At 57.9% G+C, this 24428-nt stretch carries 23 protein-coding genes and 2 tRNA genes; 18 read left to right on the top strand and 7 right to left on the bottom strand.

The genetic code is table 11. The features are described 5' to 3' along the window. The first annotated feature begins 148 nt into the window (after window positions 1–148). Together ACWPM9_RS15855 and ACWPM9_RS15850 are read left to right on the top strand one after the other, a co-directional pair. A complete protein-coding gene (locus ACWPM9_RS15855) occupies window positions 149–1054 on the top strand; it encodes a hypothetical protein (RefSeq protein WP_484755767.1) in 906 nt (301 codons plus the stop codon). A 106-nt stretch (window positions 1055–1160) separates the two neighbouring features. Continuing rightward, on the top strand, window positions 1161–2084 hold the full coding sequence (locus tag ACWPM9_RS15850) for a DUF1499 domain-containing protein (RefSeq protein ID WP_484755766.1): 924 nt from the start codon (window positions 1161–1163) through the stop codon (window positions 2082–2084). Window positions 2085–2092: 8 nt separating this feature from the next. Here ACWPM9_RS15850 and ACWPM9_RS15845 read toward each other — a convergent pair whose 3' ends face one another. The 3 genes from ACWPM9_RS15845 to ACWPM9_RS15835 form a co-directional block, all read right to left on the bottom strand. Continuing rightward, window positions 2093–3016, bottom strand: coding sequence for an MBL fold metallo-hydrolase (locus ACWPM9_RS15845; protein WP_484755765.1), 924 nt, complete (start codon window positions 3014–3016; stop codon window positions 2093–2095). After that, on the bottom strand, window positions 3013–3309 hold the full coding sequence (locus tag ACWPM9_RS15840; protein ID WP_484755764.1) for a cupin domain-containing protein: 297 nt from the start codon (window positions 3307–3309) through the stop codon (window positions 3013–3015). The genes ACWPM9_RS15845 and ACWPM9_RS15840 overlap by 4 nt, the downstream gene beginning before the upstream one ends. Before the next feature lie 145 nt (window positions 3310–3454). Continuing rightward, complete coding sequence (locus tag ACWPM9_RS15835; protein WP_484755763.1) at window positions 3455–4015, bottom strand: type 1 glutamine amidotransferase domain-containing protein; 561 nt, start codon at window positions 4013–4015, stop codon at window positions 3455–3457. A gap of 207 nt (window positions 4016–4222) precedes the next feature. Between ACWPM9_RS15835 and ACWPM9_RS15830 the strand changes: the two genes are divergently transcribed. Continuing rightward, window positions 4223–4297: transfer RNA gene (locus ACWPM9_RS15830), tRNA-Gln, on the top strand. A 417-nt stretch (window positions 4298–4714) separates the two neighbouring features. Beyond that, window positions 4715–5683, top strand: coding sequence for a flagellin N-terminal helical domain-containing protein (locus ACWPM9_RS15825; protein WP_484755762.1), 969 nt, complete (start codon window positions 4715–4717; stop codon window positions 5681–5683). Window positions 5684–5776: 93 nt separating this feature from the next. Here the strand turns inward: ACWPM9_RS15825 and ACWPM9_RS15820 are convergent, their stop codons facing one another. Beyond that, window positions 5777–6178 carry a hypothetical protein gene (locus ACWPM9_RS15820; protein ID WP_484755761.1) on the bottom strand — a complete coding sequence of 134 codons (402 nt, stop codon included), beginning with the start codon at window positions 6176–6178 and terminating at the stop codon, window positions 5777–5779. Between the two features lie 329 nt (window positions 6179–6507). Between ACWPM9_RS15820 and ACWPM9_RS15815 the strand changes: the two genes are divergently transcribed. The 11 genes from ACWPM9_RS15815 (at window position 6508) to ACWPM9_RS15765 (ending at window position 18436) form a co-directional block, all read left to right on the top strand. After that, window positions 6508–6584: transfer RNA gene (locus ACWPM9_RS15815), tRNA-Pro, on the top strand. Window positions 6585–6826: 242 nt separating this feature from the next. Beyond that, window positions 6827–7717 carry an FkbM family methyltransferase gene (locus ACWPM9_RS15810; protein WP_484755760.1) on the top strand — a complete coding sequence of 297 codons (891 nt, stop codon included), beginning with the start codon at window positions 6827–6829 and terminating at the stop codon, window positions 7715–7717. 192 nt (window positions 7718–7909) lie between these two features. Continuing rightward, window positions 7910–8758 (top strand): hypothetical protein, encoded by an 849-nt coding sequence (locus tag ACWPM9_RS15805; RefSeq protein WP_484755759.1) that lies wholly within the window; start codon window positions 7910–7912, stop codon window positions 8756–8758. 570 nt (window positions 8759–9328) lie between these two features. After that, the gene (locus ACWPM9_RS15800; RefSeq protein WP_484755758.1) at window positions 9329–10282 is read left to right on the top strand and encodes a response regulator; all 954 of its coding nucleotides are present in this window, start codon (window positions 9329–9331) and stop codon (window positions 10280–10282) included. 3 nt (window positions 10283–10285) lie between these two features. Continuing rightward, a complete protein-coding gene (locus ACWPM9_RS15795) occupies window positions 10286–13327 on the top strand; it encodes an ATP-binding protein (RefSeq protein ID WP_484755757.1) in 3042 nt (1013 codons plus the stop codon). 154 nt (window positions 13328–13481) lie between these two features. Next, the gene (locus ACWPM9_RS15790) at window positions 13482–14279 is read left to right on the top strand and encodes a TOBE domain-containing protein (protein ID WP_428185554.1); all 798 of its coding nucleotides are present in this window, start codon (window positions 13482–13484) and stop codon (window positions 14277–14279) included. Window positions 14280–14314: 35 nt separating this feature from the next. Continuing rightward, a complete protein-coding gene (gene modA, locus ACWPM9_RS15785; protein WP_484755756.1) occupies window positions 14315–15067 on the top strand; it encodes a molybdate ABC transporter substrate-binding protein in 753 nt (250 codons plus the stop codon). Between the two features lie 11 nt (window positions 15068–15078). Next, window positions 15079–15744 (top strand): molybdate ABC transporter permease subunit, encoded by a 666-nt coding sequence (modB, locus tag ACWPM9_RS15780; protein WP_484755755.1) that lies wholly within the window; start codon window positions 15079–15081, stop codon window positions 15742–15744. Next, complete coding sequence (gene modC / locus ACWPM9_RS15775; protein WP_484755754.1) at window positions 15741–16820, top strand: molybdenum ABC transporter ATP-binding protein; 1080 nt, start codon at window positions 15741–15743, stop codon at window positions 16818–16820. The genes modB and modC overlap by 4 nt, the downstream gene beginning before the upstream one ends. A gap of 88 nt (window positions 16821–16908) precedes the next feature. Next, window positions 16909–17178, top strand: coding sequence for a BON domain-containing protein (locus ACWPM9_RS15770; protein WP_484755753.1), 270 nt, complete (start codon window positions 16909–16911; stop codon window positions 17176–17178). Window positions 17179–17428: 250 nt separating this feature from the next. Further along, a complete protein-coding gene (locus ACWPM9_RS15765) occupies window positions 17429–18436 on the top strand; it encodes a LacI family DNA-binding transcriptional regulator (protein WP_484755752.1) in 1008 nt (335 codons plus the stop codon). Between the two features lie 60 nt (window positions 18437–18496). On the opposite strand, the gene ACWPM9_RS15760 is transcribed toward ACWPM9_RS15765, so the two are convergent. Next, window positions 18497–18730: a hypothetical protein gene (locus ACWPM9_RS15760; RefSeq protein WP_484755751.1), complete on the bottom strand. Its 234-nt coding sequence runs from the start codon at window positions 18728–18730 to the stop codon at window positions 18497–18499. A 79-nt stretch (window positions 18731–18809) separates the two neighbouring features. Further along, complete coding sequence (locus ACWPM9_RS15755; RefSeq protein WP_428185547.1) at window positions 18810–19181, bottom strand: response regulator; 372 nt, start codon at window positions 19179–19181, stop codon at window positions 18810–18812. A 202-nt stretch (window positions 19182–19383) separates the two neighbouring features. Here ACWPM9_RS15755 and glgX point away from each other — a divergent pair, with 202 nt between their 5' ends. The 3 genes from glgX to ACWPM9_RS15740 all read left to right on the top strand — a co-directional run bounded on the left by glgX (window position 19384) and on the right by ACWPM9_RS15740 (window position 23018). After that, on the top strand, window positions 19384–21462 hold the full coding sequence (gene glgX / locus ACWPM9_RS15750) for a glycogen debranching protein GlgX (RefSeq protein ID WP_484755750.1): 2079 nt from the start codon (window positions 19384–19386) through the stop codon (window positions 21460–21462). Window positions 21463–21736: 274 nt separating this feature from the next. Beyond that, window positions 21737–22474, top strand: a complete 738-nt coding sequence (locus ACWPM9_RS15745) for a hypothetical protein (protein ID WP_484755749.1) — start codon at window positions 21737–21739, stop codon at window positions 22472–22474. Further along, the gene (locus ACWPM9_RS15740) at window positions 22458–23018 is read left to right on the top strand and encodes a hypothetical protein (RefSeq protein ID WP_484755748.1); all 561 of its coding nucleotides are present in this window, start codon (window positions 22458–22460) and stop codon (window positions 23016–23018) included. The genes ACWPM9_RS15745 and ACWPM9_RS15740 overlap by 17 nt, the downstream gene beginning before the upstream one ends. On the opposite strand, the gene cysN is transcribed toward ACWPM9_RS15740, so the two are convergent. Beyond that, window positions 22944–24428 carry a sulfate adenylyltransferase subunit CysN gene (cysN, locus tag ACWPM9_RS15735; RefSeq protein WP_428185544.1) on the bottom strand — a complete coding sequence of 495 codons (1485 nt, stop codon included), beginning with the start codon at window positions 24426–24428 and terminating at the stop codon, window positions 22944–22946. The two genes, ACWPM9_RS15740 and cysN, sit on opposite strands and share 75 nt — an antisense overlap.

Raw genomic sequence — 24428 nt, 5'->3', positions numbered from 1 at the left:
GTCGGCGCGGTTGCCGATCCTGATCGAAGAAAGCCGATCCTTGCAGCTTGGCGAGGAGGCTGCAATGATGACATAAGCTCGGCTTTGTGAAATAGCCGCATCATGTGAAATAAAGAGCAGTTCGTGGACATCCGGACTGGCTGAATGAATGGCAAGCCGGAAGAACAGTCAGCAACAGATCGCTTCCGTCGACAACACGGATGCACAATCAGCGTCAGCGCTTTCCCGCGCCGAGCGCCGCCGCCTTTCGCGTGAAGGCGTTGCGCAACTTGAGGCACCGAAAGCCGGATGGCCGCGCATCCGTGCCATCATGCAGACGTCGACCTTCCGCTTTGCCGCTGCATTCTTCGCAGCGGGGCTGCTGATCGTCTTTTTCTCCCAGGTGCTGCCGCATGATTACGGCTTTCTCGAACTGGGCTGGCTGTTCACGCTCTCCGTCTACGATCTGGTTCTGGCCATGCTCGGCCTTTCCGTGGCCGTCGCCATGGCCGGGACCGCGCGTCGCGCCGCCATGATCGTCGTGGTCTTTGCCGCCGTCATGTTGCCCATGCTGCTCGTCTTCGACCCGATTTTTACGGTCATCCGGGAATCGCCCTTGGGGCAGGTCCTGTTCCTGGTTGCACCTGCCGCCGTGTTCTGTTCCGGCGCGGTGCTCTGGCTGCCGGGCAAATGGCGTGACCATGCAGCCATTCTCGCATCCGCCATCGTCTCCTTGTCGCTTGCACTCTTCATCGGGCTCGATGATCTCGGCGTCGGTATTGCCGATTTTGCCTCAGGCGCGTTTTTCTGCGCTCTCTGGCTCATCATCGCGCCGGCATTGCTGCTTCGCCCTTTCAGGGGCGCATGGCTCACTATTCCGGCCCGCATTATCGGCAGCTGGCTGATCGTGATTTCCATGATAGTCACCGCCTCGCTTTACGTGCCGGACTTCCAGATTGCACCGCAAGTGCCTGCAATGGGTGACAATGCCGAACAGATCCTGCCCGGTGTCGGCGTTCAGTCTGAGGGCGGTGGCACCATGATCCAGGTCGATCCTTCCGCTGGCGAGCCGTAGGCAGCGAAGTCGCAATTGCGCGATGGATCGTCTTGTCGCATCGCCGCTGCGCCGATAAACAGTAAGGCGAGCCGCTTCGGCGACCCTGTGAGCATATGGATCCTTCATGTCAGTCCGCTACGACCGCCCGGTTTCCGTCTCGGCCCGTCTCGCCGGTCAGTTCGGTGTCTTTTCCATCACCATGCTCGTTGTCGTTTTTCTGTGGCATCGTTTTGGCCCCCTGACAGATCCGGATTTTGTCGGCCTTATACTTGTTGCGGCCATACCGGCGGCATTCGCGGTGCCGCTGGCCATCATCGGCCTTTGCCAGTTGTGGTATTCCGGCGCTTTTGGCGGCCTCAAGGCGGCACGTGGGCTGATCCTCGGCCTGTTTCCACTCGCACTCGTCGGCTTTGCCGCTTACCGCTACATCGTTTTGCCGCCGATCTATGATGTGTCCACCGATCTGGTGGAGCCACCGCGCTGGATCGTGACGCCCGATGCAGCGCAGAAATGGTTGCCCGACCGCCCCGAAATCACGCCGCAGATGCGCGAGGCGCAATTGATCGCCTATCCGGCCCTCAACGGTCGACGCTATGAAGGCGCGCTGGACCGCGTTTATGAGGCGGTACTGAAGGTTGCCCAGCAAAACGGCTTCAAGGTTATGGAAAGTCTGGGCGAGGAATATGCCGCGCCGGAACTCACACCCGAACAGGAAAAAGACCTGGAAGCTTCCGTCGAAGCGCCGGGCGGCGCCGTGGCGCCCGATGTCGGCCCGGTACCATCGCCGCGCCCCGAACCGGCGCCGCCGGGCGTGGAATCTCCGCTCAATCCACCGGGTATCGTGCGTCTGCAGGTCGATACACGCAGTTTCTTCTTCGGCTTTCCCTTCGATGCGGTGATCCGGCTGCGCGAGGAAGCGGAAACGACACTGGTGGATATCCGCGTGGCCAGCCGCTACGGGCCGCATGATCTGGGCTTCAGTGCCGAGATCGCCCAGCGCTTTCTTCACGCTCTCGATGCCGAATTGCTGGGGATCGCCGGCGGTTGATGGTGCGCTCAAGCCGGGTGGTAGTCGCCGTCAAGTCTAGGCGGTCCGTCGGTCGTGATCGCGCCTTTTTCCACCAGATCCTCGATATGAGCCAGAACCGAGAGCGCTGCTGCGCCATGCAGCTTGGGACTGGTCGTGGCGTAGATCACCTTCACCATGTCGGCGATCTTGCGGTCACCCGCCTTGATCCGCTCCAGGATCGCACGTTCGCGCATGCGCCGGTGCGTGCGAAGGCCGCGCAGGAATGCCGAGGGCTGTTTGACTGGCCCGCCATGGCCTGGAAAATAGATCCGGTCCTCGCGCGCCAGCAGTTGCTCGAGCGACGCCATGTAATCGCTCATCGAACCGTCGGGCGGCGCAACGATGGATGTTGCCCAGGCCATCACATGATCTGCGGAAAAAAGAATGCCGCTATCGGCAAGCGCAAAGGCTGCATGATTGGCGGTATGTCCGGGCGTCAGCACGGTCTCCAATGTCCACCCGTCGCCCTCGACCCTGTCGCCGTGCTGGAGCGTGATATCCGGCATGAATAGCGTATCCGAGCTTTCCCCAAAGGGATTGCTTTCGCCGTCATGCAGAACGCGCGATGCGCGGTGCGGACCTTCGGCCACAATCACGGCACCCGTTGCAGCCTTCAACCTCCCCGCCAGCGGCGAATGGTCCTTATGGGTATGGCTCACGGCAATATGGGTTACTTCCCGTCCCTCCAAAGCCGCCATCAGCGCCTGAAAATGGGCATCGTCGTCCGGGCCAGGGTCGATCACCGCCACCGACCTGTCGCCGACGATATAGCTGTTGGTACCGTGAAAAGTGAAGGGGGAGGGATTGTTGACCGTGATGCGCTGGACGTGTCTCGCAACGGGTACAGCCGTTTCGTGTGCCGGCTCGAACGACAGGTCGAAGTCCAGGCTCTCCGGCGCCGGCGTCTTCATTTGTACTCGATCTCGATAAAGCTCATCGCTCGCTCGCCGCCATTGATGACATTATGTTCCACGCCGGCATCGCGCCGATAAGCCTCTCCGGCCTGACTGGTCACCCGCCGTTCGCCGTCCTTGTCCTCGATCAGGAAATGGCAGTCTGTCAGCGGCACCACCACATAGCCCATGCCATGGGTGTGATGGCCCGTTGCCGCACCCGGTTCGAAATCCCAGCGCGTAATGCGAACATTGGCATCGTCTTGCAGGACGGTGGAAAGGGCGGGGATACGAGCAGAATAACCGGGCATGGGCAATGATCCTGATGCTGAACGAGACAGAAGTGTTATCGCGCCCGGCCTTGGCAGGCAAAGAAAAAGGCGGCGGCCCGAAAGCCACCGCCTGTTTTTGAATGATCGTCTCTCTCTCCATAGGGATCGAGATCGACACGCGGCCTCAGGCCGCGCGGCGTTCGTGGCGGCCTTCTTCGACCTCTTCCACGATCTTGGACACAAACGCATCCAGATCCTCAGGGGAACGCGAGGTGATAATGCCCTTGTCGGTCACAACGGCCTCGTCGTGCCAGCGGCCACCGGCATTGATGACGTCTGTCTTGATCGACGAATAGGATGTTACGTCAACACCCTTCACGGCATCGGCCTCCACCAGTAGCCAGGGCGCGTGGCAGATGGCTGCAACCACCTTGCCGCTGTCGACAAAGTCACGCACCAGCTTGACGGCATTGGCCTCCTTGCGCAGCAGATCCGGATTGATCTGTCCGCCGGGAAGAACGATGGCGTCGTAGTCGGCGATATTGACGTCATCAATCGTCAGATCGACGTCGATCGTATCGCCCCAATTCTTCTCGTCCCAGCTCTTGATCGGCTCCTTCTTCAAGGATGCGATGGTGACCTTGGCCCCCTGTGCCTTCAGCTTGTCAAAGGGCACGCGAAGTTCCGAGCGCTCATAGCCGTGGGTGGCGAGAATGAGAATGTTCGAAGATGTAATCGAGGTCATGATGTCCTCCTTTTCGGGTTGCTAATGGTCTGCCTAATCAACCGTTGGGCCGCCATGATGTTCCCGCCCGATTTTTGCCATGGTCGAAGAGAGCGCGTGCGAAGCACGAAAGCCGGTAAAAAACCGTCAGGGCATATTGCCCACCCGCCAGTCCTTTGCTATCAGGCAGCACCATCGACGAACGCCAATTGCGCGTCGATCGGGTTTTGGGGCGTAGCCAAGCGGTAAGGCACTGGTTTTTGGTACCGGCATGCGGAGGTTCGAATCCTCCCGCCCCAGCCACACTCTCTCTTCCTTGATGATCCATCGAATAACGCCTGGCGCTGCTCAATCGTGCGTCTACGGGCCGCCTCGTGGCATGCCGTCTCTCCTTCTCGCGCCGCTTGGCCGATGTAAGAGCATTGCCCGGTACACCGCGCCGACCGGCGACCCGCACGACATTATCCACTGGGTTCCGATCATCGGCACATGGTCTTAATAAGCAGTTAGGTAATGCTAACGGCCAGTGAAGTGTCGATTGTGAGTATAACTAAGTATTAACCATAAAAAATGAGACCTATACGCACTTTATTAACCCTAACAGATATATAAACTCTGTCATCCTCAGCAAGTATTGCGTTGGAGGTTTCTGTTGGCGAATGCAGCGGTTCCGTAGTCTGTTGCGTTAGCTGTCTGATGTTGTTTTTGCGTGAGTGTGTCATGATTAGCTTCAATACCAATAGTGCGGCGCTTGGCGCTCTCGATATCCTTCGCTCCACTGATAGCCAGCGAAACAACTCTCTTTCACGCATGCAAAGCGGCTACCGCGTTGCCACCGCCAGTGACGATGCTGCCTATTGGTCGATCGCAACCACCATGCGGTCCGACAATCAGACCTTGGCTGCAGTGGAAGATGCCCTGGGAATGGCCAGCGCTGTTGTCGATACCGCATATAATGGATTTGAGAGCGCGACCGATCTCATGGCGGCGTTCAAACAGCGTCTTGTCCTGGCCCGCGAGCCGGGTGTCGATCGCGACAAGATCAATGAGGAGCTGACGGTCTACAAGCAGGAGCTTCAGACCATCGCCCATGCTTCCTCATTCTCGGGTGAGAACTGGATGTGGCGCACCTCAACCGTGGATGACCGCGATCGGTCGCTGGTCGGCTCGTTTCATCGCGAAACAAGTGGTGAGATCAAGGTCACCGATGTCAATTACGAGATCGCCGGAACGGCGGGCACCACGGACGTCAATTTCCTCGTCGACGATCTCTCGGGCGACAGCGGCATTCTGACCGGAAGCGGCTTTGCCGCAGCCCTTGGCACCTCCAGGACATGGGTCATGTTCAATGGCGAAAATGGTCCGACCTATGATGAGATGACCATCGGTGAAAACACCACCGATGCGGAAATCGAGGAGATGATCAGCGTCGTTGACGCGATGGCTGAACGCGTGACGGATGTCAGCTCTTCCGTGGGCGCGCTATCCAGGCGCGTGGAGCTGCAGACAAGCTTTGTCAAGGATCTGCAGGACTCGCTGACCTATGGGGTTGGCCGCATGGTCGATGCCGATCTCAATGAGGAAGCGACGCGTTTCAAGGCGCTGGAAACCCAGCGCAAGCTCGGCATGGAATCGCTGTCCATGATCAACACGACCTATATCGATTTCTTCGAGTTGATGTCGGCCTGACCGCCCGCTCGACGAAAACAGGATTCCAGGGAAAACTGCGCTGCGCCGGATGGTGGAGCGCAGTGTCTCTGTCGGCAGGAAGACGTGCTGCGTTTATGGCTTGCCGAGGAATTCTTCGCAGTAGCTCGGGCCGCCATCGATGCCGGGTTTGTCGACCACCAGACGCACGCTGCGGATTACGTAATCTGGGGAAACGGTCAACTGCGCTTCGCAGCGCACATATTCGGTGCGGGCCGAATGCAGCATTTTGCCCTTCTTGCCATTGATGGTCTCGTAAACCGCCGGGATCGTCCGTGTCTGGTATCCGCCACGCCAGGTGTAGAGCGTGCTGCCGCCGGCGGCCGCATCGCTGATCGGCGGACCGAACTTGGCAAAAAAGGCACCGGCCTGCTGCCCGTTCCAGCGCGCTTCGACATCATTGCGTGGCGCACCCGTGGTTGTGCATCCTGCAAGTGCCAGTATCAGGCCTGTCGTGACGGTCGCGCGAAAATTCATCTGTCTTCCCTTAAGAGTGAACAATTCAAACGAAGGAGAATTGCGCAATCTGCAAGCCCGCAAGTCCAGGGCGCGCCGTGCCAGTCCCATCGTCAACAGCCCCCGTGTAAACCCATTCGTACACGGGTGAAATCGCTCAAGGCGACCTCCCGTTAAATTATCTCATCTGATGCAAGCGTGTCACGTTTGCAGCTGTTCCCGTCAACAGCGACGAGGCCGACAGACAGGCGGATGAATACCGGTCTCAACAATTGAGACTTTCGTCGTATGTTTTTCACATTCCCGCTTGTGCATGAAAAAAGGCTGGTTTATGAAAACGCCGCTGGTCGCGGAGTGTAGCGCAGTCTGGTAGCGCACCACGTTCGGGACGTGGGGGTCGCAAGTTCGAATCTTGCCACTCCGACCAGCCAAAAACTCCTGAAATCATTTGTCTTTTTTGCAATCGCCAGTTTTGTTGGCGGTTGGTGTTCTGGCTTGCGGGCGTGTGTCAGAGGCTGCTCCGACTGACGGGCTTGGAAGCCCGCCGGTGCGAGCCGCTCCCAGGAGGAGCGAAGGTCGTGCCACCTTTCTGGCCGATTTTCAGGCAATGTCACTCCTTCTTTCCCCATCGATACCTCGGTGGATCACCACCAGATGATCGCTTGCCCTATGAACGAAGTTGCGGCATTGCAGTGTCGGTTGCACTTCGCGCTGCCAAACTTCACTGTAATCAGCCGCGCCGTTCGCAAGATTTTGGAATGTGAGGGAAGAATGGGACTGAGATCGACATTTGGGAAATGGGCTCTTCGACGTGGCTATTTCTTCGAAAAGGCTGAAAAAAAAGACAGGTCCGAAGCATTTCTGAGAAAGATCAGACCACTTGTCACCGATTTTCCTCTTCTGCGTTTCGGCTCCGCGATGGACGGTGGATACCTTGTTCCCGATGATCTGGAAGGTATAACCGCTTGCTTCTCTCCCGGCGTTAAAGATTCTTCGGACTTCGAACTGGATGTTGCGGCAAGAGATATCCCTTGCTTCATGGCCGATTTTTCCGTCGACGGCTTACCGGTTCAGCACCCGAAATTTGACTTTATGAAGAAATTCATCGGTGCCGTGGAGACTGAAGACTTTATCACTCTCGACGGCTGGGTAGACGCGAAAGCGCCGGGTGACAGTGATCTCCTGTTGCAGATGGATATCGAAGGATTTGAATACGAAACGATTCTCTCCGTCAGTGACGGACTGTTGCGGCGGTTTCGGATCATGGTGATCGAGTTTCATGGGCTTGATGGAATATTCTCGAAAAGGTCACTTCCCATTATCAACGCAACTTTTGAAAAGTTGTTGAAAAGCTTTGAAATTGTTCATATCCATCCCAATAACTGCGCGGAATCGGTGCAGATGCGCGGGTTGGAGGCGCCTCCTGTGCTGGAATTCACTTTCCTCAGGAAAGACAGAATCGCATCGTCACAACCAAACCGGCAGTTTCCGCATCCACTCGACAATATTAATCTGTCTGGCAAACCCGCTGTTCAGCTTCCTGCGTGCTGGTATTCGTAAGGAGGCATCTGCTTGACGGGCTTTTCGACTTTGTCGCGCGCAATGCTTCCAGCCGGCTGAGTGCGCAAGATCGAAGCCCAATGCCGACGATCGCGAAGCTGTTTTTGTCCGAGCTGCAACTGTGCTTGACGCCATCAAACCTTGTTGCGATGAAGCACCCGACCGAGGGGAACGCGAAGATCGAGAGAGAACGTGGCAGAAAAGATTGTCGTCCAGGCTTGGACCCAAAAAGCCCGAAACTATGAGCAGACCGCAAAAGACGGATTCTGGGGTATTGGTGATCTGCTCCGGGGCTCCAATGTTCTGTTCGATGCCTGCAAGGCCATCGGTGCTGGCTATGTTCTCGATATAACCGGACATCCTGTCTCAAATATATTCACGCCTGCCAACAGCGTTGGCGCCGACCCCGGCGATGTCGAATTCTGGACGTTCGGCCCTCCGGAGGAGGTGTCGGAACGTCTCACCAATGCCCTCGCTGTCAGCGACCGCTTGGTCCTTAACACCAATGGTGGTCGCAACTGGCCCGCGGAGTCGTCGGCCGACTGGAGCAAATTGGTTCGCCAGGTCATGACGCCAAACCCAATCTTCGAGCAGCATCTGGCACAGGTCATGCCGTCCGAGCCCTACAATATCTTCCACTTCCGCTTGGGGGATGCGGGTTTGGTTCGAGGGGAAAAATCCCAATTGCGGCGTGCCATACAAGCGTTGGACCGGCATGGAGAACACGACGATATTGTCATCACGGACTCACTGGAATTTCAGGAATATATCCGCAATCACAGGAAGTGTTTCCGCGTCAGCGACGCAATACCGGTCCATACCGGCCTAAGTTCTGACACGACAACCATTGCTCAGACAATGGGCGATTTTTTTCTGATTGGTCATGCCAAGAAGGCAAAAAGCTACAGCGTTTACGGCCACACCTCAGGCTTTGTCGTCGCCGCATCGCGCCTGTTCGATGTCCCCTTGATATCCCTGAGTGTTAGATCAAAGAGCCGCACGAAGAATCTCTTCAAAAAACTCAAAGCGCTCTGGCGTTGAAGAATATCAAGATGTCCGCTTTGTAATTCGCAGATGCCCATGCTCCGGCTTTGGTAACCGGTTCAATACATCCTGGTATAGAGTTTCTAGCGGCAATCAATCTTACGATTTTCCGGTGCAGCCTGTGCATTTGTTCTGCCCGTCCAAGCCGGTGCCGTCATGTTCAGTAGAACACTTATAAATATGTATTCTTATCAATAAGCACGCTAAAATAGATTCAACAGAATCTAAATTAGATAGTTCTTAATGATGTGCGTGATATCCCTTTGCCCATGGCAAGGGAGGCGTCAATGGCGGCAGTCGGAAAGATCATCGTGTCGGATATGGCATCGGATCCCGATTGGATTTTGCCGTCTACGACAATGTCTCTGCGTCCCCAAATCCCCACAGCAATGCAGCATGCCAGAAATTTGGCCATTCAAGGCCTTGGCTGTCTCACACGCCTGTCGCAATGCCGCGCACCATCTTCGGGCGCCCATTTGGCACGGCATCCGATGAAAGCCGAGAGTTCGCCTACGGCAGGCTTCCGTTTCGACAGCATGGCATTTGCGCAGCTTCAGGAGAACTCTGATGCTTGACTACGTCGCTCCACCCACGGAAACCCAGACATTTTCCTCGAGCGGCGGACGCGTTCTGCTGGTTGACGATGACCGGATCGGCATTCAGATTTTGAAGGCCCTTCTCGAGAGCCTCGGCTATTGCGTCGATACCGCGGAAAACGGTGCCGATGCCTATGCCCTGCTGCGAGAAGATCCCGGTTGCGTGGATCTGGTGGTCACGGACCGGCTGATGCCGGTGATGGACGGCCTGGCACTGACGCGCCGGCTCAAGCGCGATCCGAAGGCTGCCGATATTCCGATCGTCATCTTGACCGGGGCCATGGAAGTGGACGAAATCGCGTCCGGCATCGAGGCGGGAGCCTTCTATTATCTCTCCAAACCCGTGATCCCTGAAATTGTCAGATCGGTGCTGGATTCGGCGATGCAGCGTTCGCGCCGCATGCAGGTCATCACCGAGAAACCCCAGGGTCTGCAAGCGGGTTTCGCCAATGTGCAGATCCTGCGCACCACCCTGTCCAAGGCGTCAGAGGTTGAACGCGTCTGTCGTCTGTTGGCCAATGTCCATCCCCATCCGGAAACGGTGATCCAGGGTATCTACGAACTCGTTCAAAACGCCGTGGAGCATGGCTTGCTGCGCTTCAACAGGGAGACCAAGGAGCGTTTGCTGTCAAACGGCACATGGCTGCAGGCGATGGCCGACCGCGCCCGCGATCCGGCATATGGGCACGGCATCGTCGAAGCAAACATGCTCCGACGTCCGGATTCGCTCGTCCTCACCGTCAAGGATCCCGGTCCGGGCTTCGACTGGAAGCCCTGTCTGGTGGATGGACCGCCTTCGCCTTCGGCCTTGTGCGGTCGCGGCATTGCGCGGGCAGTGGATTTCATTTTCGACGGCCTGACCTACAATGAGGCGGGCAACGAAGCGACGGCAATCATGCAATTGCGACAGGCATTCAGGTGCTAGTCCATGACGGCTGACGGAACGACACGGATAGCCATCCGTCCGAGATATTTTCTCGTTGCGCTGATACTTGTCCTGACGGCATCCCTGCTGGCCTGGTTGGTCATTTCTGCCGTGCGAGTCAGCATGGCAGATTTTGAACAGGACACCGACAATGCATCGAAACTGGTGCGCCAGAAACTGGATACGGTGGCCATCCGCTTGAAGGATCTGTCGACCTTTGTCGCATCGGGCATGGAGGATCAGATCAAGGCCAAGCTCAGTCGGATCAGTCGGGTGTCACCCTATATGACCGAGCTTGGCTATGTCCGCTCCGATCATCCAGGTTCGCCGCAGATCTATTATAGCCAAACATCTCATATGGATCCGAAAGCGGCTGATTTCCCGGAGATTCTCGCAGCGTTGAACGCGCAGCCCGGTCAGGTTGCATTCTTCGCAAAAGCCTTCAAACCAGCCTCGGTTTTCAGCCGTTTGAGCGAGGACGATCTGGTCTTCGCTCAAAGTACCAGGGCACCCAATGCACTGGGGCTGAGATCCCATCTTGATCCGTTTCTTGTGACCTATGCGGTCATCGACATGCACCAGCTTCTGATGCAGTCGGCTGCCGAATTGCGCAATGCGCAACTGGTCGGGGTCCACTATACGGCCGATGGAATGTATCGCGAACTGGAGATCGAGCAGGTCGACAACAGGAGCCTGCTGCAACTGGTCATGTCGCAGACCAAATCCGTTCCCGTGCTCGCCTCCAACAATCTCAACATGGTTCTCGAACTGAGAGGCGATTTCAAGGGCGGAGCAACGCTGTTGTTCTTCGTGCTCGGCATATTGACCCTGTCTTCGATTGCGACCGGGTTGTTCATCATGGCGGAATTCCGCAATCAGGCCGTGCGAAAAACCTTGCAACAGGCAGCCGAACGCGAACGTGTGGCCAATAATGCCAAGTCGGAATTTCTGGCCAATATGAGCCACGAAATCCGCACGCCGCTGAATGGCGTTCTGGGCATGTCTGAATTGCTTGCCAGATCCAGTCTGACACCGGCGCAGCAGCGCTATGCCGATCAGATCAAGACCTCGGGCATGACACTGCTGGGTATCCTGAACGATATTCTCGACATGTCGAAGCTGGAGAGCGGTCAGTTGGCCATCGACGCGGTCCGCATCGATTTGCCCGCCCAGCTTCGCGAAACGCTCAGCTTCTTTACCGCCAATGCTCGCGCCAAGGGCATCGGCTTGCTGCTGGATATCGATGTTGACGTTCCCACTGCCGTGGTGGTCGACCCCATGCGCCTGCGCCAGATCCTTTCCAATCTCGTATCGAATGCCATCAAGTTTACCGAGGTGGGCGAAATTGTCGTGTCGGTCTCCTTCACGCCCTCGCAATCGGGGGAGGGCCATGTCGTTATCGCGGTCAGAGACCAGGGTATTGGCATGAAGCAGGAAGAGGCGGATCGCCTGTTCAAGCGCTTCAGCCAGGCCAATGCGGCAACCACACGCAATTACGGGGGCACGGGCCTGGGACTGGCCATCTGCAAACAGCTTTGCGATGCCATGGGCGGAACCATCACGGTTGAAAGCGAGCGCGGAAAGGGCTCCACCTTCTATGTCTCGCTGCCGGCTGCTGTCGAACAACAGGAGCAGATGCCAATCTGGAAGTTTGGCGAGATTGCCATCGTCAGCAATTCCGACGGTGTTGCAGCCATTGTCGACAAGGCCCTTGCCAATGCGGGCGTCCGACCGAAACGCTTCCGCTACACACGGGATCTTTCCAGTCGTCTTTTGGCAGGACCGGAAGGCGGTCGCGAGAACTTCAGCCTTATCCTGTTCAACGATGACGGGGATGTGCATCACGCCAAGGACGAATGGAATGCGATCAAGGGCAAGATCGCGCCGGCAGCCAAATCGGTCATATTGGGCGAAATGCAAAGCAACCGGAATTACGTTGCTTTCGATGGCGTCGTAGTCAAACCCTTTGCGCCCACGGGCCTCATGGAAACCGTCATGCGCGTTATGGCGGACGGAGACGAACTGATCTCGCCAGAAGCGTCAGCGAAGCGCGCGCCAAGGTCCACGCGCCGGTTTGACGGTTACAAGCTGCTGCTGGTCGATGACAACCACGTGAATCTGCTGATCGCCGAGGAGTTCCTGAGTGAATACGGTTTCCAGGTGGTCACGGTCACGGATGCACGCAAGGCCATTTCTGTCGCGCAGACAGGTGATTTCGACTTGATTTTCATGGACTGCCAGATGCCGGACATGGACGGATACGAGGCAGCCGAAATTCTCCGTCAGTTGATGTCGGAAGACAGGATTCGCCGCGTTCCGATCGTCGCGCTCACGGCCAATGCGCTGAAGGGCGACAGGGAGAAATGTCTAAGGGCCGGGATGGACGAGTTCGTTGTCAAGCCGCTGCAGACCCAAAGCTTAAGCGACATGTTCGAACGTCTGGTCACGATGGATGAATTTGGTGGGCTGACCAGGAACCGCACAGGACCAGCCGTCAGCACTGCGCCAGCCACGGCGACACCCGTCGAGGAAGCCAACCAGCCTTTGGCTATCTCGTCACCGCTGGAGACCGTCGAAGAGGTGCGGCGAACCGAGATCTCTCAAAGCCCGGATACCGCTTTGCCAAAACTGACGCTGGTGGCTGAAGCACCGCCCATGCAGCAGGGCAGTGATCAGGACCTATCGATCATGGATGTCGTCGTCTTCAAGCGAACCCGCGCATCGATGAAGAAGTTCGATACGCTCATGTCCTTCTACCGCAATGATACAGCCGACTACATGGAAGCGATCCGGCAGGCTTTGCACAACGGCGACGAGAAACTGGCAATTCTGCCGGCGCACACAATCAAGAGTTCCAGCGCTATGATCGGTGCTGTCGGTCTCTCGGCGCTGGCGGCCAAGATGGAAAAGCATCTTCGCATGCTGGATGCACCATCCGAGACCGAACTGGCATCCATTTTTGAAAAAATGCAGACCGCCTTTGAAGCGACGCTCAGACAGATCGATCTGCTTGTCGGTCAAAAGGAAGACCGGGCAGTCGGGTAAGTTCCTATAGCGGCTGTGTCAGCCACCTGCATTTTTTCGCTGGGTGCCGGCAATTGCCAAAAATGCGGTCCCTGCAGTCGCACTTGCCAAAAACCCTTATTTCGCTATTTTCATCGTTATGTAGTTTATCTGCATAACGATGAAAGGCGCTGACATGAACGCTACCAGTTTGAGGCCGGCACTCGATTTCCATGGTGCCAATGGCCACCGCGCCGGTGCCGATCGCTTTGCCTTGCTTGACGCCATCGACGAGACCGGCTCCATATCCGCGGCTGCCAAGCAGGTTGGCCTCAGCTATCGTGGAGCATGGGATGCGGTAAATGCGCTCAACAATCTCTTTCCAAGACCGATTGTTACCGCACGGCCCGGCGGCAAGCAGGGTGGCGGTGCGGAAGTGACGGAGGAGGGGCGGCAAGCGCTGTCGCTTCACCGGCGCCTCACGGCATCGATTGCAGAAATCCTGTCCAGCGTGGAAGCCGGTCTGGCGGCCGGTGCCATCCCGCAGTCGCTGATATGGAGCCCGATGATGAAAACCAGTGCGCGCAACACATTCCACGGTGTCGTCACGGCCGTCGAGCATGGTGCCGTCAATGCCGAAGTTCTGCTGAAGATCTCGCCTGATGTCACCATGGCCGTCATCCTCACGGAAAAAAGCCTGACCGAGTTGAAGATCGAGCCTGGTGTCGAGGCCTATGCCCTGATCAAGGCCTCGACGCCGATCCTCATGGCGGATGACGGAACTTTGCGCACCTCGGCCAGAAACAGCATTGCCGGCACAGTGATCTCTGTTGAACCCGGTGCCGTCAACACCGAGGTCGTGATGGATATCGGCGAGGGCAAGACACTCTGCGCCATCGTCACCGATGACAGTGCAGACGCCATGGGCATCAGGCCCGGAAACCGGATGCGCGCGCTCATCAAGGCATCCCAGATCATTCTGGCACTCGCCTGATCCCTTCCCATCTGTCCTGTAACCTGGTGATCGATATGAAATTTGTCCTCTCCATCCTTGCCGCGCTGACACTGTTTGCCGCAACCGCTCAAGCCGGCGAAACCCATGTCGCGGTCGCCGCCAATTTCACCGCAACGGCGAAGGATATTGCCGCGGAATTTGAAAAGAAAACCGGCAACACCGCAATCTTGAGCTTCGGTTCCACCGGCAAGCTCTATACCCAGATCGCCAACGGTGCCCCGTTCCAGATATTCCTGGCCGCTGACGATGTGCGCCCCGCCAAGGCCGAGGACGAAGGTCTTGCCGTCGCCGGAAGCCGCTTCACCTATGCCATGGGCAAGCTGGTTCTTTATTCGACAGACAAGACCCTGGTCGACCGGGACGGAGCCGTTCTGGCAATACCGGATGCCTTTGCAAAACTCGCGATCGCCAATCCGAACACCGCTCCCTATGGCAGCGCTGCCGTCGAGGTGATGAAGGCGAAGACCGTCTATGATGCCGTGGCGGATCGCCTGGTTCAGGGCGACAGCATCGCCCAGACCTTCCAGTTCGTCGAAACCGGCAATGCAGCTTTGGGCTTTGTTGCCCTGTCGCAGGTGATCGCGTCTAAACAGGGCTCCCGCTGGATCGTGCCGCAGGATCTCTACACGCCCATCCGACAGGATGCAGTTCTGCTGAAAACCGGTGAACAGAATGAAGCGGCCAAGGCCTTCCTTGATTTTCTAAAGGGCCCTGAGGCGAAGAAGATCATCCAGTCCTACGGCTATGGCCTCGACAGCGCTTCCTGAGAGATCGGCTCATGGCAGAAACAATCCTCCTGACGCTGCAACTGGCAGTCACCGTCACCATCCTGCTGCTGCTGATCGGCATTCCCATTGCCTGGTGGCTGGCCCGCTCGAAGGCATGGTGGAAGGAGGCGGTCGGTGCGATCGTCGCTTTGCCGCTGGTGCTCCCGCCCACTGTGCTCGGTTTCTATCTGCTGCTGGCGCTGGGACCGTCCAGTCCGCTGGGCCAGGCCATTCAGGCCGTCTTCGGTCGTGCGCTTCCCTTCACCTTTGAAGGACTGGTGGTTGGATCGGTCGTCTATTCCATGCCCTTCGTCGTGCAGCCCATCCGCAATGCCTTCGAGGCCTTTGGCGACAAGCCCATGGAGGCAGCGGCGACGCTCAGAGCATCGCCGCTGGACCGGTTTTTCACCGTCGCTTTGCCGCTGGCGCGTCCTGGCATCCTGACCGGCGCCATCCTGGGCTTTGCCCATACGGTGGGCGAATTCGGCGTCGTTTTGATGATCGGTGGCAATATTCCCGGCGAGACAAAGGTGCTGTCGATTGCCATCTATGATTATGTCGAGACGCTGGAATGGCAAAAGGCCCATATTCTGGCCGGCGGCATGGTGGTCTTCGCCTTCCTGGTCGTTCTCGCCATGATGGCAAGTGAACGGCGCATGCGGAGCCGCTTTACATGATGATCGAGGCCCGGTTTGCTGGCGATCTCGGCGCTTTTCGTCTGGATGCCAGTTTTGCATTCCCTGACCGGGGCGTCACCGCCTTGTTCGGCCCTTCCGGTTGCGGCAAGACCAGCCTGCTGCGCTGCTTTGCCGGTCTCAACCACCTGCCGCAGGGAAAGCTTACAATTGATGGCACGCCATGGCAGGACGAGGCGCGCTTTCTGCCGCCGCACCGGCGTGCGGTCGGCTATGTCTTTCAGGATGCAAACCTGTTCGCCCACCTGTCGGTCAGGGACAACCTTCTCTATGGCCGCAAGCGCGCGCTGAAGAAACCGCTCTCGGCCAAAGACGACGATGTGGATGATTTGGTCTCGCTGCTTGGAATTGGTCACCTCCTCGATCGCGCACCGGCCAATCTCTCCGGCGGCGAACGCCAGCGCGTGGCAGTCGGGCGCGCACTGCTGGCCGAACCACGGCTGCTGTTGATGGATGAGCCGCTCTCGGCCCTCGACTATGGTGCCCGCGAGGAAATCCTGCCCTATCTCGAGCGTCTGCCAAAGTCGCTCTCCATTCCCATCCTCTACGTCACCCACGCGCCGGATGAAGTGGCCCGCCTTGCCGATCATATCGTCCTGATCGACAAGGGCAGGGTGCGCGCAAGCGGCCCTGTGAGCGAAATCATGGCACGGCTCGATCTGCCGATGCTAAACGACGAGGACGCCGGTGTCGCAATCGAGGCCCATATCGGCGAACGCGATCCGCAGTGGCATCTGGCTCGCGCCGATTTTGCGGGCGGCTCCCTCTGGATCCGCGATCCGGACCGTGCGGTGGGCGCGCCAGTCCGTTTGATGATCCGCGCCCGCGATGTCACGCTGGCCTTGTCTCCGCAAACGGATTCCAGCGTGCTCAACAGCATTCCGGCTGTGATAACCGACATCGCGCCGTCAACGCACCCGGCCGCGATCACGGTGCGGGCCGTGATGGGTGAGACGCCGGTGCTGTCTCGCGTCACCACCCGTTCTGCCGCCGAACTTGGGCTCGCGCCGGGCAGCGATGTCTGGGTTCTGGTGAAATCGGTTGCCGTCCTCGATTGACGAGCAGGCGACGGCTGGAACAATTGTGTGCCGTGGAGCGTATCAGCACAAGACGGCGCAATCCCTGCGCTGGATTGGAGGAACTTCCATGGTGCAGAAACCGCAAACTTTCCACGGCGAACCGCCGGAAATTGAGCAGGAGTTCGAAACACGGGCCGACCTGGAAAGCAAGATCGCCGAGCAACTGGCCGTTTCCGATGGGATTGACGCCTCCGATGTCCGGGCGATCCTGACCGAAAACGGGGACGTGTTGCTCGATGGTCATGTCATGATGCAGTCCGAAGTGGATCGCGCAGTCGAGATTGTGCGGTCCGTTGCGGGTGTTGGTCAGATTACGGTGAGGCTTGCCGTCGGTTAAGCCGGGTTGGCAGCAGGGCAACCTAGCTTGCAATGAAACGTCAATTGCATCCATTCAAGCATCGGTAAAATCAATAAAAATGGCTGTTGGCGGCAATCACTGTCACCAATGTCCACTTTTGTCTGTGGATGAGGTTGTGCGCAGATGCAACTCCCGCTTGAAAAATCGAAACTTTGATATGTATGGGTGATTAGATGCTTTATTAGATAGGTGTTTCTTGCCCGGCAGACGGCGAAGAGAATATGATCGGGTGACGCTTGCCGATGTTGCGCGTGCCGCCGGTGTCAGCGCTATCACGGTATCCCGGGCCTTGCGAAATCCTGAGCAGGTGTCACCAAATCTGCGTCACGCCATTCTCAAATTGGTGGACGATCTGGGCTATGTGCCCGACTTTGCCGCGCGTACTCTGGCCACCAAGAAAAGTAGTGTCTTTGCTGTTCTCGTGCCCTCCATGGCCGAGTATCTTTTCATGAATGTCATGAGCGGCATCGAGGACTGCGTAAGGCCGACGGAATACCGCATCCAGTACGCAAATTCCCACATGGACGTGCGCGAGGAAATACGCCAACTCAAGCTGTTCCTCGGCCAGAACCCGGCCGGCATCATCGTGTCTGGCACCGAGGGTCACGTCGAAAGCATGGAGCTTCTGCAAAAGGTCGGCTGTCCGCTGGTGCAGATCATGGATACCGGTCTCGAACCGATCGATATGGGGCTGGGCATCAATCACTTCGATGCGGGAAAAGCGGCCGCACAACACCTGGTCGATTGCGGTTACCGACATATCGGTCTGTTAGGAGATTTTGCCGGTAAGCGTGCAGAACGGCGCTATCACGGTTTTCACTCGATCCTCGCGCCCCTCGGATTATTTGATCCGGCATTCATCTTTTCAGAAGACCGGTCGCCAAGTGTACGGGGTGGGGCCAGGCTCATGGCCAGATTGTTGGAAACCGCACCGGAAATAGACGCCGTCTTTTGCCGAAGCGACGATATCGCGCTCGGCGCCCTGTTCGAGTGTCAGCGGCGTGGAATTCGTGTCCCCGAGGACTTCGGCATTTGTGGTTTCAGCGATCTCAGTTTCGCCAATACCTCCGTTCCAGCTCTCACCACCATAAGGGTGCCACGCTATGAGATGGGCTATTGCGCCGTCGGCATGCTGCTCGACCGCGAAAAAGGCGTCCAGGATATGCCCAAAGTGGTCGATCTCGGCTTCCAGCTCATTCATCGGGAATCGACCAGAAGACCAAAACATCAGGACTGAGAACCAGTGCCACCTGTTAGAGCATAGATTTGGCAGCCAAAGTCGGCACCGTCAGATCTTTTACGATCGGGGCGACGAACTGAACCCGTGCTGATCGTCTGCCATTGACTGTAGAGCGCCGCTCGGATCTTGCCGGCGTATGACGATGCGCTTGCCGTTTGCCGATTGCTGGGCGCTTTGACGCGCAGCGGCAAGAGCCAGCCAGAAGCTGTTAAAGCCGCGCGGCTTTTGACCTTCGATCAAGCATAGCCACCCCCCGGAATGCGGGACGATATCGCAATAAGTGGTATCCATCGGATTGCTCCTCCTTCAACTCAAGAACGCCCCAGTCGATGCGCGGTTCCTGAAATGAGGACGGATAGCAGAGATAATGTCAGGCATGCATTCGGGTCAGCATGCCCGTCACGTCGTGATAGTCGGCAGGCTTTGCCAATATGAAATCTGCGGGAATGCCCGAACTCGCGATCTCGGCAATTGGACGGCCTGAAACGATGCGAAATGGCGTTCCCATCTCCATCAGACGCTTCGCCACGATCACGGAATCGCCATCCAGAAGATTGAAGTCAAGGATCGCGCATTTGAACCGCACACCCTCGAGCATTGCCAATGCCTCGCCGCATCGGGCGGTGATTGCGACATCAAAGCCGGCATCGGCCACCGCAGTGGCCGCATCCAGTGCCAACATCGGATTATCCTCTAAAACGAGGATCGTCTCCATCGGTGTCTCGTTTTGGGATAAGGTCATGTCATGTCTCCATAAGCTATTGATCACCCAATGCCCCAGCACCGCATTAGGTTCATTTTAAACTTATGAAAACGCGTGATTATGGTTACCGGTCGGTAAATGCCGGTTTGCAGGACATGCGCAAACCGTCTCGTCTTGCTGCACTGCGGAACCAAATCCCCTCTTGGGAATTACAGTCGCACAGGCACTGATGGAGAAGCCAATGGATACGCTGAAGACGTCCTTCGAAATGAGACCCGGCGATCCGAGCAAGCGCGGAGCCACCTTTGACGGAGAGGGCGTCAATTTTGCCCTGTTCTCCGCAACTGCCGAGGGCGTCGAGCTTTGCCTGTACGATCCAACCGGCAAGACAGAGATCGCCCGGCTTGCGCTCACCGAATATACCAACGAGATCTGGCACGGCTATGTGCCGGGCTTAAAGCCCGGCGCCCTGTATGGCTACCGCGTCCATGGTCCCTATGATCCGGCCAATGGCCACCGCTTCAACGCCAACAAGCTTCTGATCGACCCCTATGCCCGCGAACTTGTTGGCGACATCAAGTGGGGACCGGAAGTCTTTGCCTACGATCTCGAAAGCGAAGACAAGGATCTGAGCTTCGACGAGCGCGACAGCGCCGCCTTCATGCCCAAGGCCCGCGTCACCGATCCGGCCGCCATCGACTGGGGCAATGACCGGCCGCCGCTGATCGGTTGGGCCGATACCATCGTCTATGAGACCCATGTGAAAGGCTTCACTCATCTGAACCCGGCCATCCCGAAGGAACTGCGCGGCACATTTGAAGGTCTGGGCCACAAGGCAGCGGTTGATTATATCAAGAGCCTTGGCATCACCGCCGTGGAACTGATGCCGATTCATGCATTTCCCGACGACAGCCATCTGCTCGACAAGGGGCTGAAGAACTACTGGGGCTATAACACCATCGGCTTCTTTGCGCCGGCCTCGCGCTATTTCGGGCCGCGCGGCCTGCAAGGCTTCCGCGATCTGGTGCGCGCATTCCACGATGCCAATATCGAGGTGCTGCTGGATGTGGTCTATAACCATACCGCAGAAGGAAACGAGCTCGGACCAACGCTCTCCTTCAAGGGCATCGACAACTTTTCCTATTACCGCACGCTGCCCGACAATCATCGCTATTATATCAACGATACCGGCACCGGAAATACCGTCAACACCTCCCATCCGCGCGTGTTGCAGATGGTGATGGACAGCCTGCGTTACTGGGCCGAAGACATGCATGTCGATGGTTTCCGCTTCGACCTCGGCACCATTCTGGGCCGCGAGCCGGAAGGCTTCGATCAGCGCGGCGGCTTCTTCGATGCGGCCATGCAGGACCCGACGCTGTCGCGCGTCAAGCTGATCGGCGAGCCCTGGGATATCGGTCCTGGCGGTTATCAGGTCGGAGGCTTTCCGCCCGGCTGGGCAGAATGGAACGACAAATATCGCGACTCGAGCCGCGAATACTGGCTGAACGGTGCCGGTGCCGCGCCCGATTTCGCTGCCCGCATCCTGGGTTCTGGCGATATCTACGACCGGCGCGGTCGACGTCCATGGTCCAGCGTCAATTTCATCACGGCCCATGACGGCTTCACGCTCAACGACCTCGTATCCTATGACATGAAGCATAACGACGCCAATGGCGAGGACAATAACGACGGTCACAACCACAATATCAGCCACAATTATGGTGTTGAGGGGCCGACCGACGACGAGGCCATCAACGCGGTGCGCGATCGCCAGAAGCGCAACTTTCTCGCCACCATGTTCTTCTCCCATGGCACGCCCATGCTGATTGCCGGCGATGAGTTCGGTCGAAGCCAGATGGGCAATAACAACGGCTATTGCCAGGACAGCGAGATTTCCTGGCTGCACTGGGAGGATTTGCCACCCAGCAATGAAGAACTGCTCGATTTCACCCGCCGGCTGATTGCCCTTCGCAAGGCCCAGCCGCTGCTGCGCCGACAAAGCTGGCGCGACGGCACCCAGATCCACTGGTTCAACGCCACAGGCGGCGAACAACTGCCCGAACACTGGCTCGACGACAATACGCTGACACTGCAATTAAAGCGTGATGATCTGAAGGGTGAGGAAGGCATCTGGTCCGACGCGCTGATGCTGTTCAACCCGCTTAGCGAGGATACCGAATTCGTCCTACCCGCCAGCGATTGCGCCTGGACACTCGAACTCTTCACCCACCAGCCCGAACGCGAGCGCGAAGTGATCGGCAACGGCAACTTCATCATGCCACCGAGAAGTCTGGCGCTGTTTTCGGGCGCGGAATGAGGGAATATGTCTGTGCCTTTCGAGCAGGAGCTAGCGTTGCGACGGGGCACAAAGCCGCGCAGCTTCTGCGTCAACGGAAGCGGTAGTCTGACAGGCAGGGTCGATCGCAAGATGCGGCCATAATTGGTGGGCGTAACGCCTCATCTCTCGTCGCATAGGTCGAACTTTAAAATATCGCTGGTCATTTCCCTAACCACTCGGCGAGCCTCTCATCGGCCTTCAGCTTGTCGAGCTGGACGTTGCATGCCAAAACTCAGTCTTTGAGATTTTCGCAATGAAACGTTCTCATATCAGGCTTGGTATCGCTGCGGTTTTGGCGGTTGGCGTCTGGTTTCTGATTTTCCCGACCTATTCCTGGCATCAGAAGCTGACAATTCGTGTCGTCACGCCGCAAGGCGCGGTCGAGGGGTCTTCCGTCGTCAAGGTGGCCTGGACCCGCGACCTGAAGCTTCTGCCGGACATGCGGGCCGCCCATGGGACGGTGACGGGTGAAGCGACCGTCGTTGCCCTGCCAAACGGCCGCTATCTCTTCGCGCTGCTTCCCAGCGAGTATTATGCCGCCCGTATCTTCGTCCCTGAAATGTTGCCCCAGAACGGATCGATCTCGCGCGACAGCATGATCCCGATTGCGCTGGCGATAACCTTGTACAAGGGCAAAACGCGCACGCTCACACCCGACCAGTACCCAGTCCTGGTAACCTTCGAAGACATCAACGATCCGGCGAGCGTGAAACATGTCCTTCCGGATGAGTTCGCAGCCGCCTTCGGCCCCGGCTACCGGCTCGACGCCATGACCATGTCGATTACCGGGGAAGCGTTGACCGACGGGAAGGTGGTGAGCGTGTTGGGATGGTTGCCTTCTACGGGCTTCATTGTTCCGCCCGAGCAACAGCCTGAGCTCGCCCGAGACCAAACCATTGAGCAGCGACTTAGACCAAGCAATTTCATCGATATAGATACTTGGGCAGTCCTTAGAGGCAAGGAAAAATCAAAAAATGGCCATCTCAAATGAACTATTTTCTGCAGTGCTCTCGATGGACGCTTACAATAGAGGCTATAAATCAGGATTATCTGATGGGGTCAACGTCGTTAATGGTGTCGATATTGACGGCCTCGGTGAACGCGGTCCCGTCGGAGCTTCAGAGATCATCACCTATGAGAACTTGGAAATTGACGAAGAGCAATTCAAAGCGTGGGAGGCTGCAGGCTTCTATGCGGTCGCATACAAAATCATGGACGAAAACGGAAACGCGGAAATCGTGATTTCGTACCGCGGGACAGACTCTGTCGGCGAGTTGTTGACGACGGATCCAACTATTACATTTTTCGGTGACGAACAGGACCCGTCGATTGAACTGGCTCGGGATTTTGACAATCAGTCATCGAACAAAACCCAGCGAGGTGATGGGAGGCGGCTGCTTGCTCCATGGCCGCCATACATCCTCCACCGGCTGATGGCGGGGGCTCAAGGGGAGCCCCCTTCAATCCAGATCCTCGATCACGTGCTTGGCCTTGGCTGCCGTCACGCGGCGCAGTTCCACCTCGTCGCGGCGTGAGGCGAGGAGTTCCAGCGCCATCACTTCGTCTGCAAGGTCTGCGGGCAGCGACAGGATCACACGACCGGCATTGGCGTTAAGGCCGCCGATGTCCGAACGCCTGGCCGTGATCATCCCGCCGGCCACTGTGTTGTTGGTGTCGGGATCGATGAGGATGAAGGCGCCGGTGGCGCGGTTCTGTTCGTACGGATCGAAGAAGGCCGTCTCGTCGAAACTCAACTGCACCTTGCCGATGGCATTCATGGCGAGGCTGTCTGCCGGCCCCCACTTGCCGCTCTTCAGGTCGAGCTGCGACACCGGCTGCACCTGCACGCGCTGGCGGCGCGACCCGGCCTTCAGCCAGTAGCGCTTGCCCGGCTGGATCGGTTCTGCCTGCAGCGCCACGATCTGGGCGTCGAAGGCAAGGCCTGCCTGCGGCTGGCCTTCCAGCGAGACGATCATGTCGCCGCGCGACACATCCACCTGCCGGTCGAGCACCAGCGTGATGGCATCGCCGGTAACGGCAGCATTGCGCACCAGGTCGAAAGTCACGATCTGCTTGACATTGGCAATCGCGCCCGATGGCAGGATGGCCACGCTGTCGCCGGGCTTGACCGAACCGCCGGCAACCGTGCCCTGATAGCCGCGAAAGCTTTCGCCCGGACGCGAGACGCGCTGCACCGGCAGGCGGAAACCGCTGGTCTGCGAGCCGCGCAAGGTGGCAAGCTCCAGTGTTTCCACAAGCGTCGGGCCTTCATACCATGGCATCACGGCGGCGCCGGAATAGACCACGTTTTCGCCCTTCAGTGCCGACATCGGAATGGTCGTCACCTGACGCACGCCAAGCGACAGCGCCAATGTCTTGAACTCGTTGCTGATCGCCTCGAAGCCGGCGCGGTCATAATCGGTCAGGTCGATCTTGTTGATCGCCAGCACGAACTGCTTGATCCCCATCAGCGCGGCAATGGTGGCATGACGGCGGGTCTGCTCCAGAAGGCCGGCGCGTGCATCCACCAGCAGTATGGCCAGATCGGCGGTCGAGGCCCCGGTTGCCATATTGCGGGTATATTGCTCATGGCCGGGGGTGTCGGCGACGATGAAGGAGCGCTTGTCGGAGGCGAAATAGCGATAGGCGACATCGATGGTAATGCCCTGTTCCCGCTCGGCCTGCAGACCGTCCAGCAGAAGGGCGAAATCGGGCAGGCCCAGATCGTTCTGGCTGCCGCTGTCGCGGGCAAGGGTGGCCGCCTGGTCTTCCTTGACCGCCTTGGTGTCCCACAACAGGCGCCCGATCAGCGTCGACTTTCCATCGTCCACCGACCCGCAGGTGATGAGACGCAGCGGTCGTGTGTCGCGGGTGACAGGTGCCGGCTGGGCTTCCGGAGTGGTCTCGACAAGGGCTTCGGCGAGGGCGTTGCTGGGTGCGGTCAT

It is taken from the genome of Agrobacterium sp. H141 (assembly GCF_057158725.1).
Note: the sequence above shows the minus strand (reverse complement) of the source record. Positions and strands in the feature narration are given on the sequence as shown.

Coding starts and splice junctions, on each gene's coding strand:
- ACWPM9_RS15835 (WP_484755763.1), bottom strand. CDS start 4,015: ATGACCTCGATTACATCTTCGAACATTCTCATTCTCGCCACCCACGGC.
- glgX (WP_484755750.1), top strand. CDS start 19,384: ATGGATACGCTGAAGACGTCCTTCGAAATGAGACCCGGCGATCCGAGC.
- ACWPM9_RS15760 (WP_484755751.1), bottom strand. CDS start 18,730: ATGGATACCACTTATTGCGATATCGTCCCGCATTCCGGGGGGTGGCTA.
- ACWPM9_RS15850 (WP_484755766.1), top strand. CDS start 1,161: ATGTCAGTCCGCTACGACCGCCCGGTTTCCGTCTCGGCCCGTCTCGCC.
- modC (WP_484755754.1), top strand. CDS start 15,741: ATGATGATCGAGGCCCGGTTTGCTGGCGATCTCGGCGCTTTTCGTCTG.
- ACWPM9_RS15770 (WP_484755753.1), top strand. CDS start 16,909: ATGGTGCAGAAACCGCAAACTTTCCACGGCGAACCGCCGGAAATTGAG.
- ACWPM9_RS15745 (WP_484755749.1), top strand. CDS start 21,737: ATGAAACGTTCTCATATCAGGCTTGGTATCGCTGCGGTTTTGGCGGTT.
- ACWPM9_RS15845 (WP_484755765.1), bottom strand. CDS start 3,016: ATGAAGACGCCGGCGCCGGAGAGCCTGGACTTCGACCTGTCGTTCGAG.
- ACWPM9_RS15755 (WP_428185547.1), bottom strand. CDS start 19,181: ATGACCTTATCCCAAAACGAGACACCGATGGAGACGATCCTCGTTTTA.
- ACWPM9_RS15825 (WP_484755762.1), top strand. CDS start 4,715: ATGATTAGCTTCAATACCAATAGTGCGGCGCTTGGCGCTCTCGATATC.
- ACWPM9_RS15810 (WP_484755760.1), top strand. CDS start 6,827: ATGAACGAAGTTGCGGCATTGCAGTGTCGGTTGCACTTCGCGCTGCCA.
- cysN (WP_428185544.1), bottom strand. CDS start 24,428: ATGACCGCACCCAGCAACGCCCTCGCCGAAGCCCTTGTCGAGACCACT.
- ACWPM9_RS15855 (WP_484755767.1), top strand. CDS start 149: ATGGCAAGCCGGAAGAACAGTCAGCAACAGATCGCTTCCGTCGACAAC.
- ACWPM9_RS15740 (WP_484755748.1), top strand. CDS start 22,458: ATGGCCATCTCAAATGAACTATTTTCTGCAGTGCTCTCGATGGACGCT.
- ACWPM9_RS15790 (WP_428185554.1), top strand. CDS start 13,482: ATGAACGCTACCAGTTTGAGGCCGGCACTCGATTTCCATGGTGCCAAT.
- ACWPM9_RS15840 (WP_484755764.1), bottom strand. CDS start 3,309: ATGCCCGGTTATTCTGCTCGTATCCCCGCCCTTTCCACCGTCCTGCAA.
- ACWPM9_RS15795 (WP_484755757.1), top strand. CDS start 10,286: ATGACGGCTGACGGAACGACACGGATAGCCATCCGTCCGAGATATTTT.
- modA (WP_484755756.1), top strand. CDS start 14,315: ATGAAATTTGTCCTCTCCATCCTTGCCGCGCTGACACTGTTTGCCGCA.
- modB (WP_484755755.1), top strand. CDS start 15,079: ATGGCAGAAACAATCCTCCTGACGCTGCAACTGGCAGTCACCGTCACC.
- ACWPM9_RS15800 (WP_484755758.1), top strand. CDS start 9,329: ATGCTTGACTACGTCGCTCCACCCACGGAAACCCAGACATTTTCCTCG.
- ACWPM9_RS15820 (WP_484755761.1), bottom strand. CDS start 6,178: ATGAATTTTCGCGCGACCGTCACGACAGGCCTGATACTGGCACTTGCA.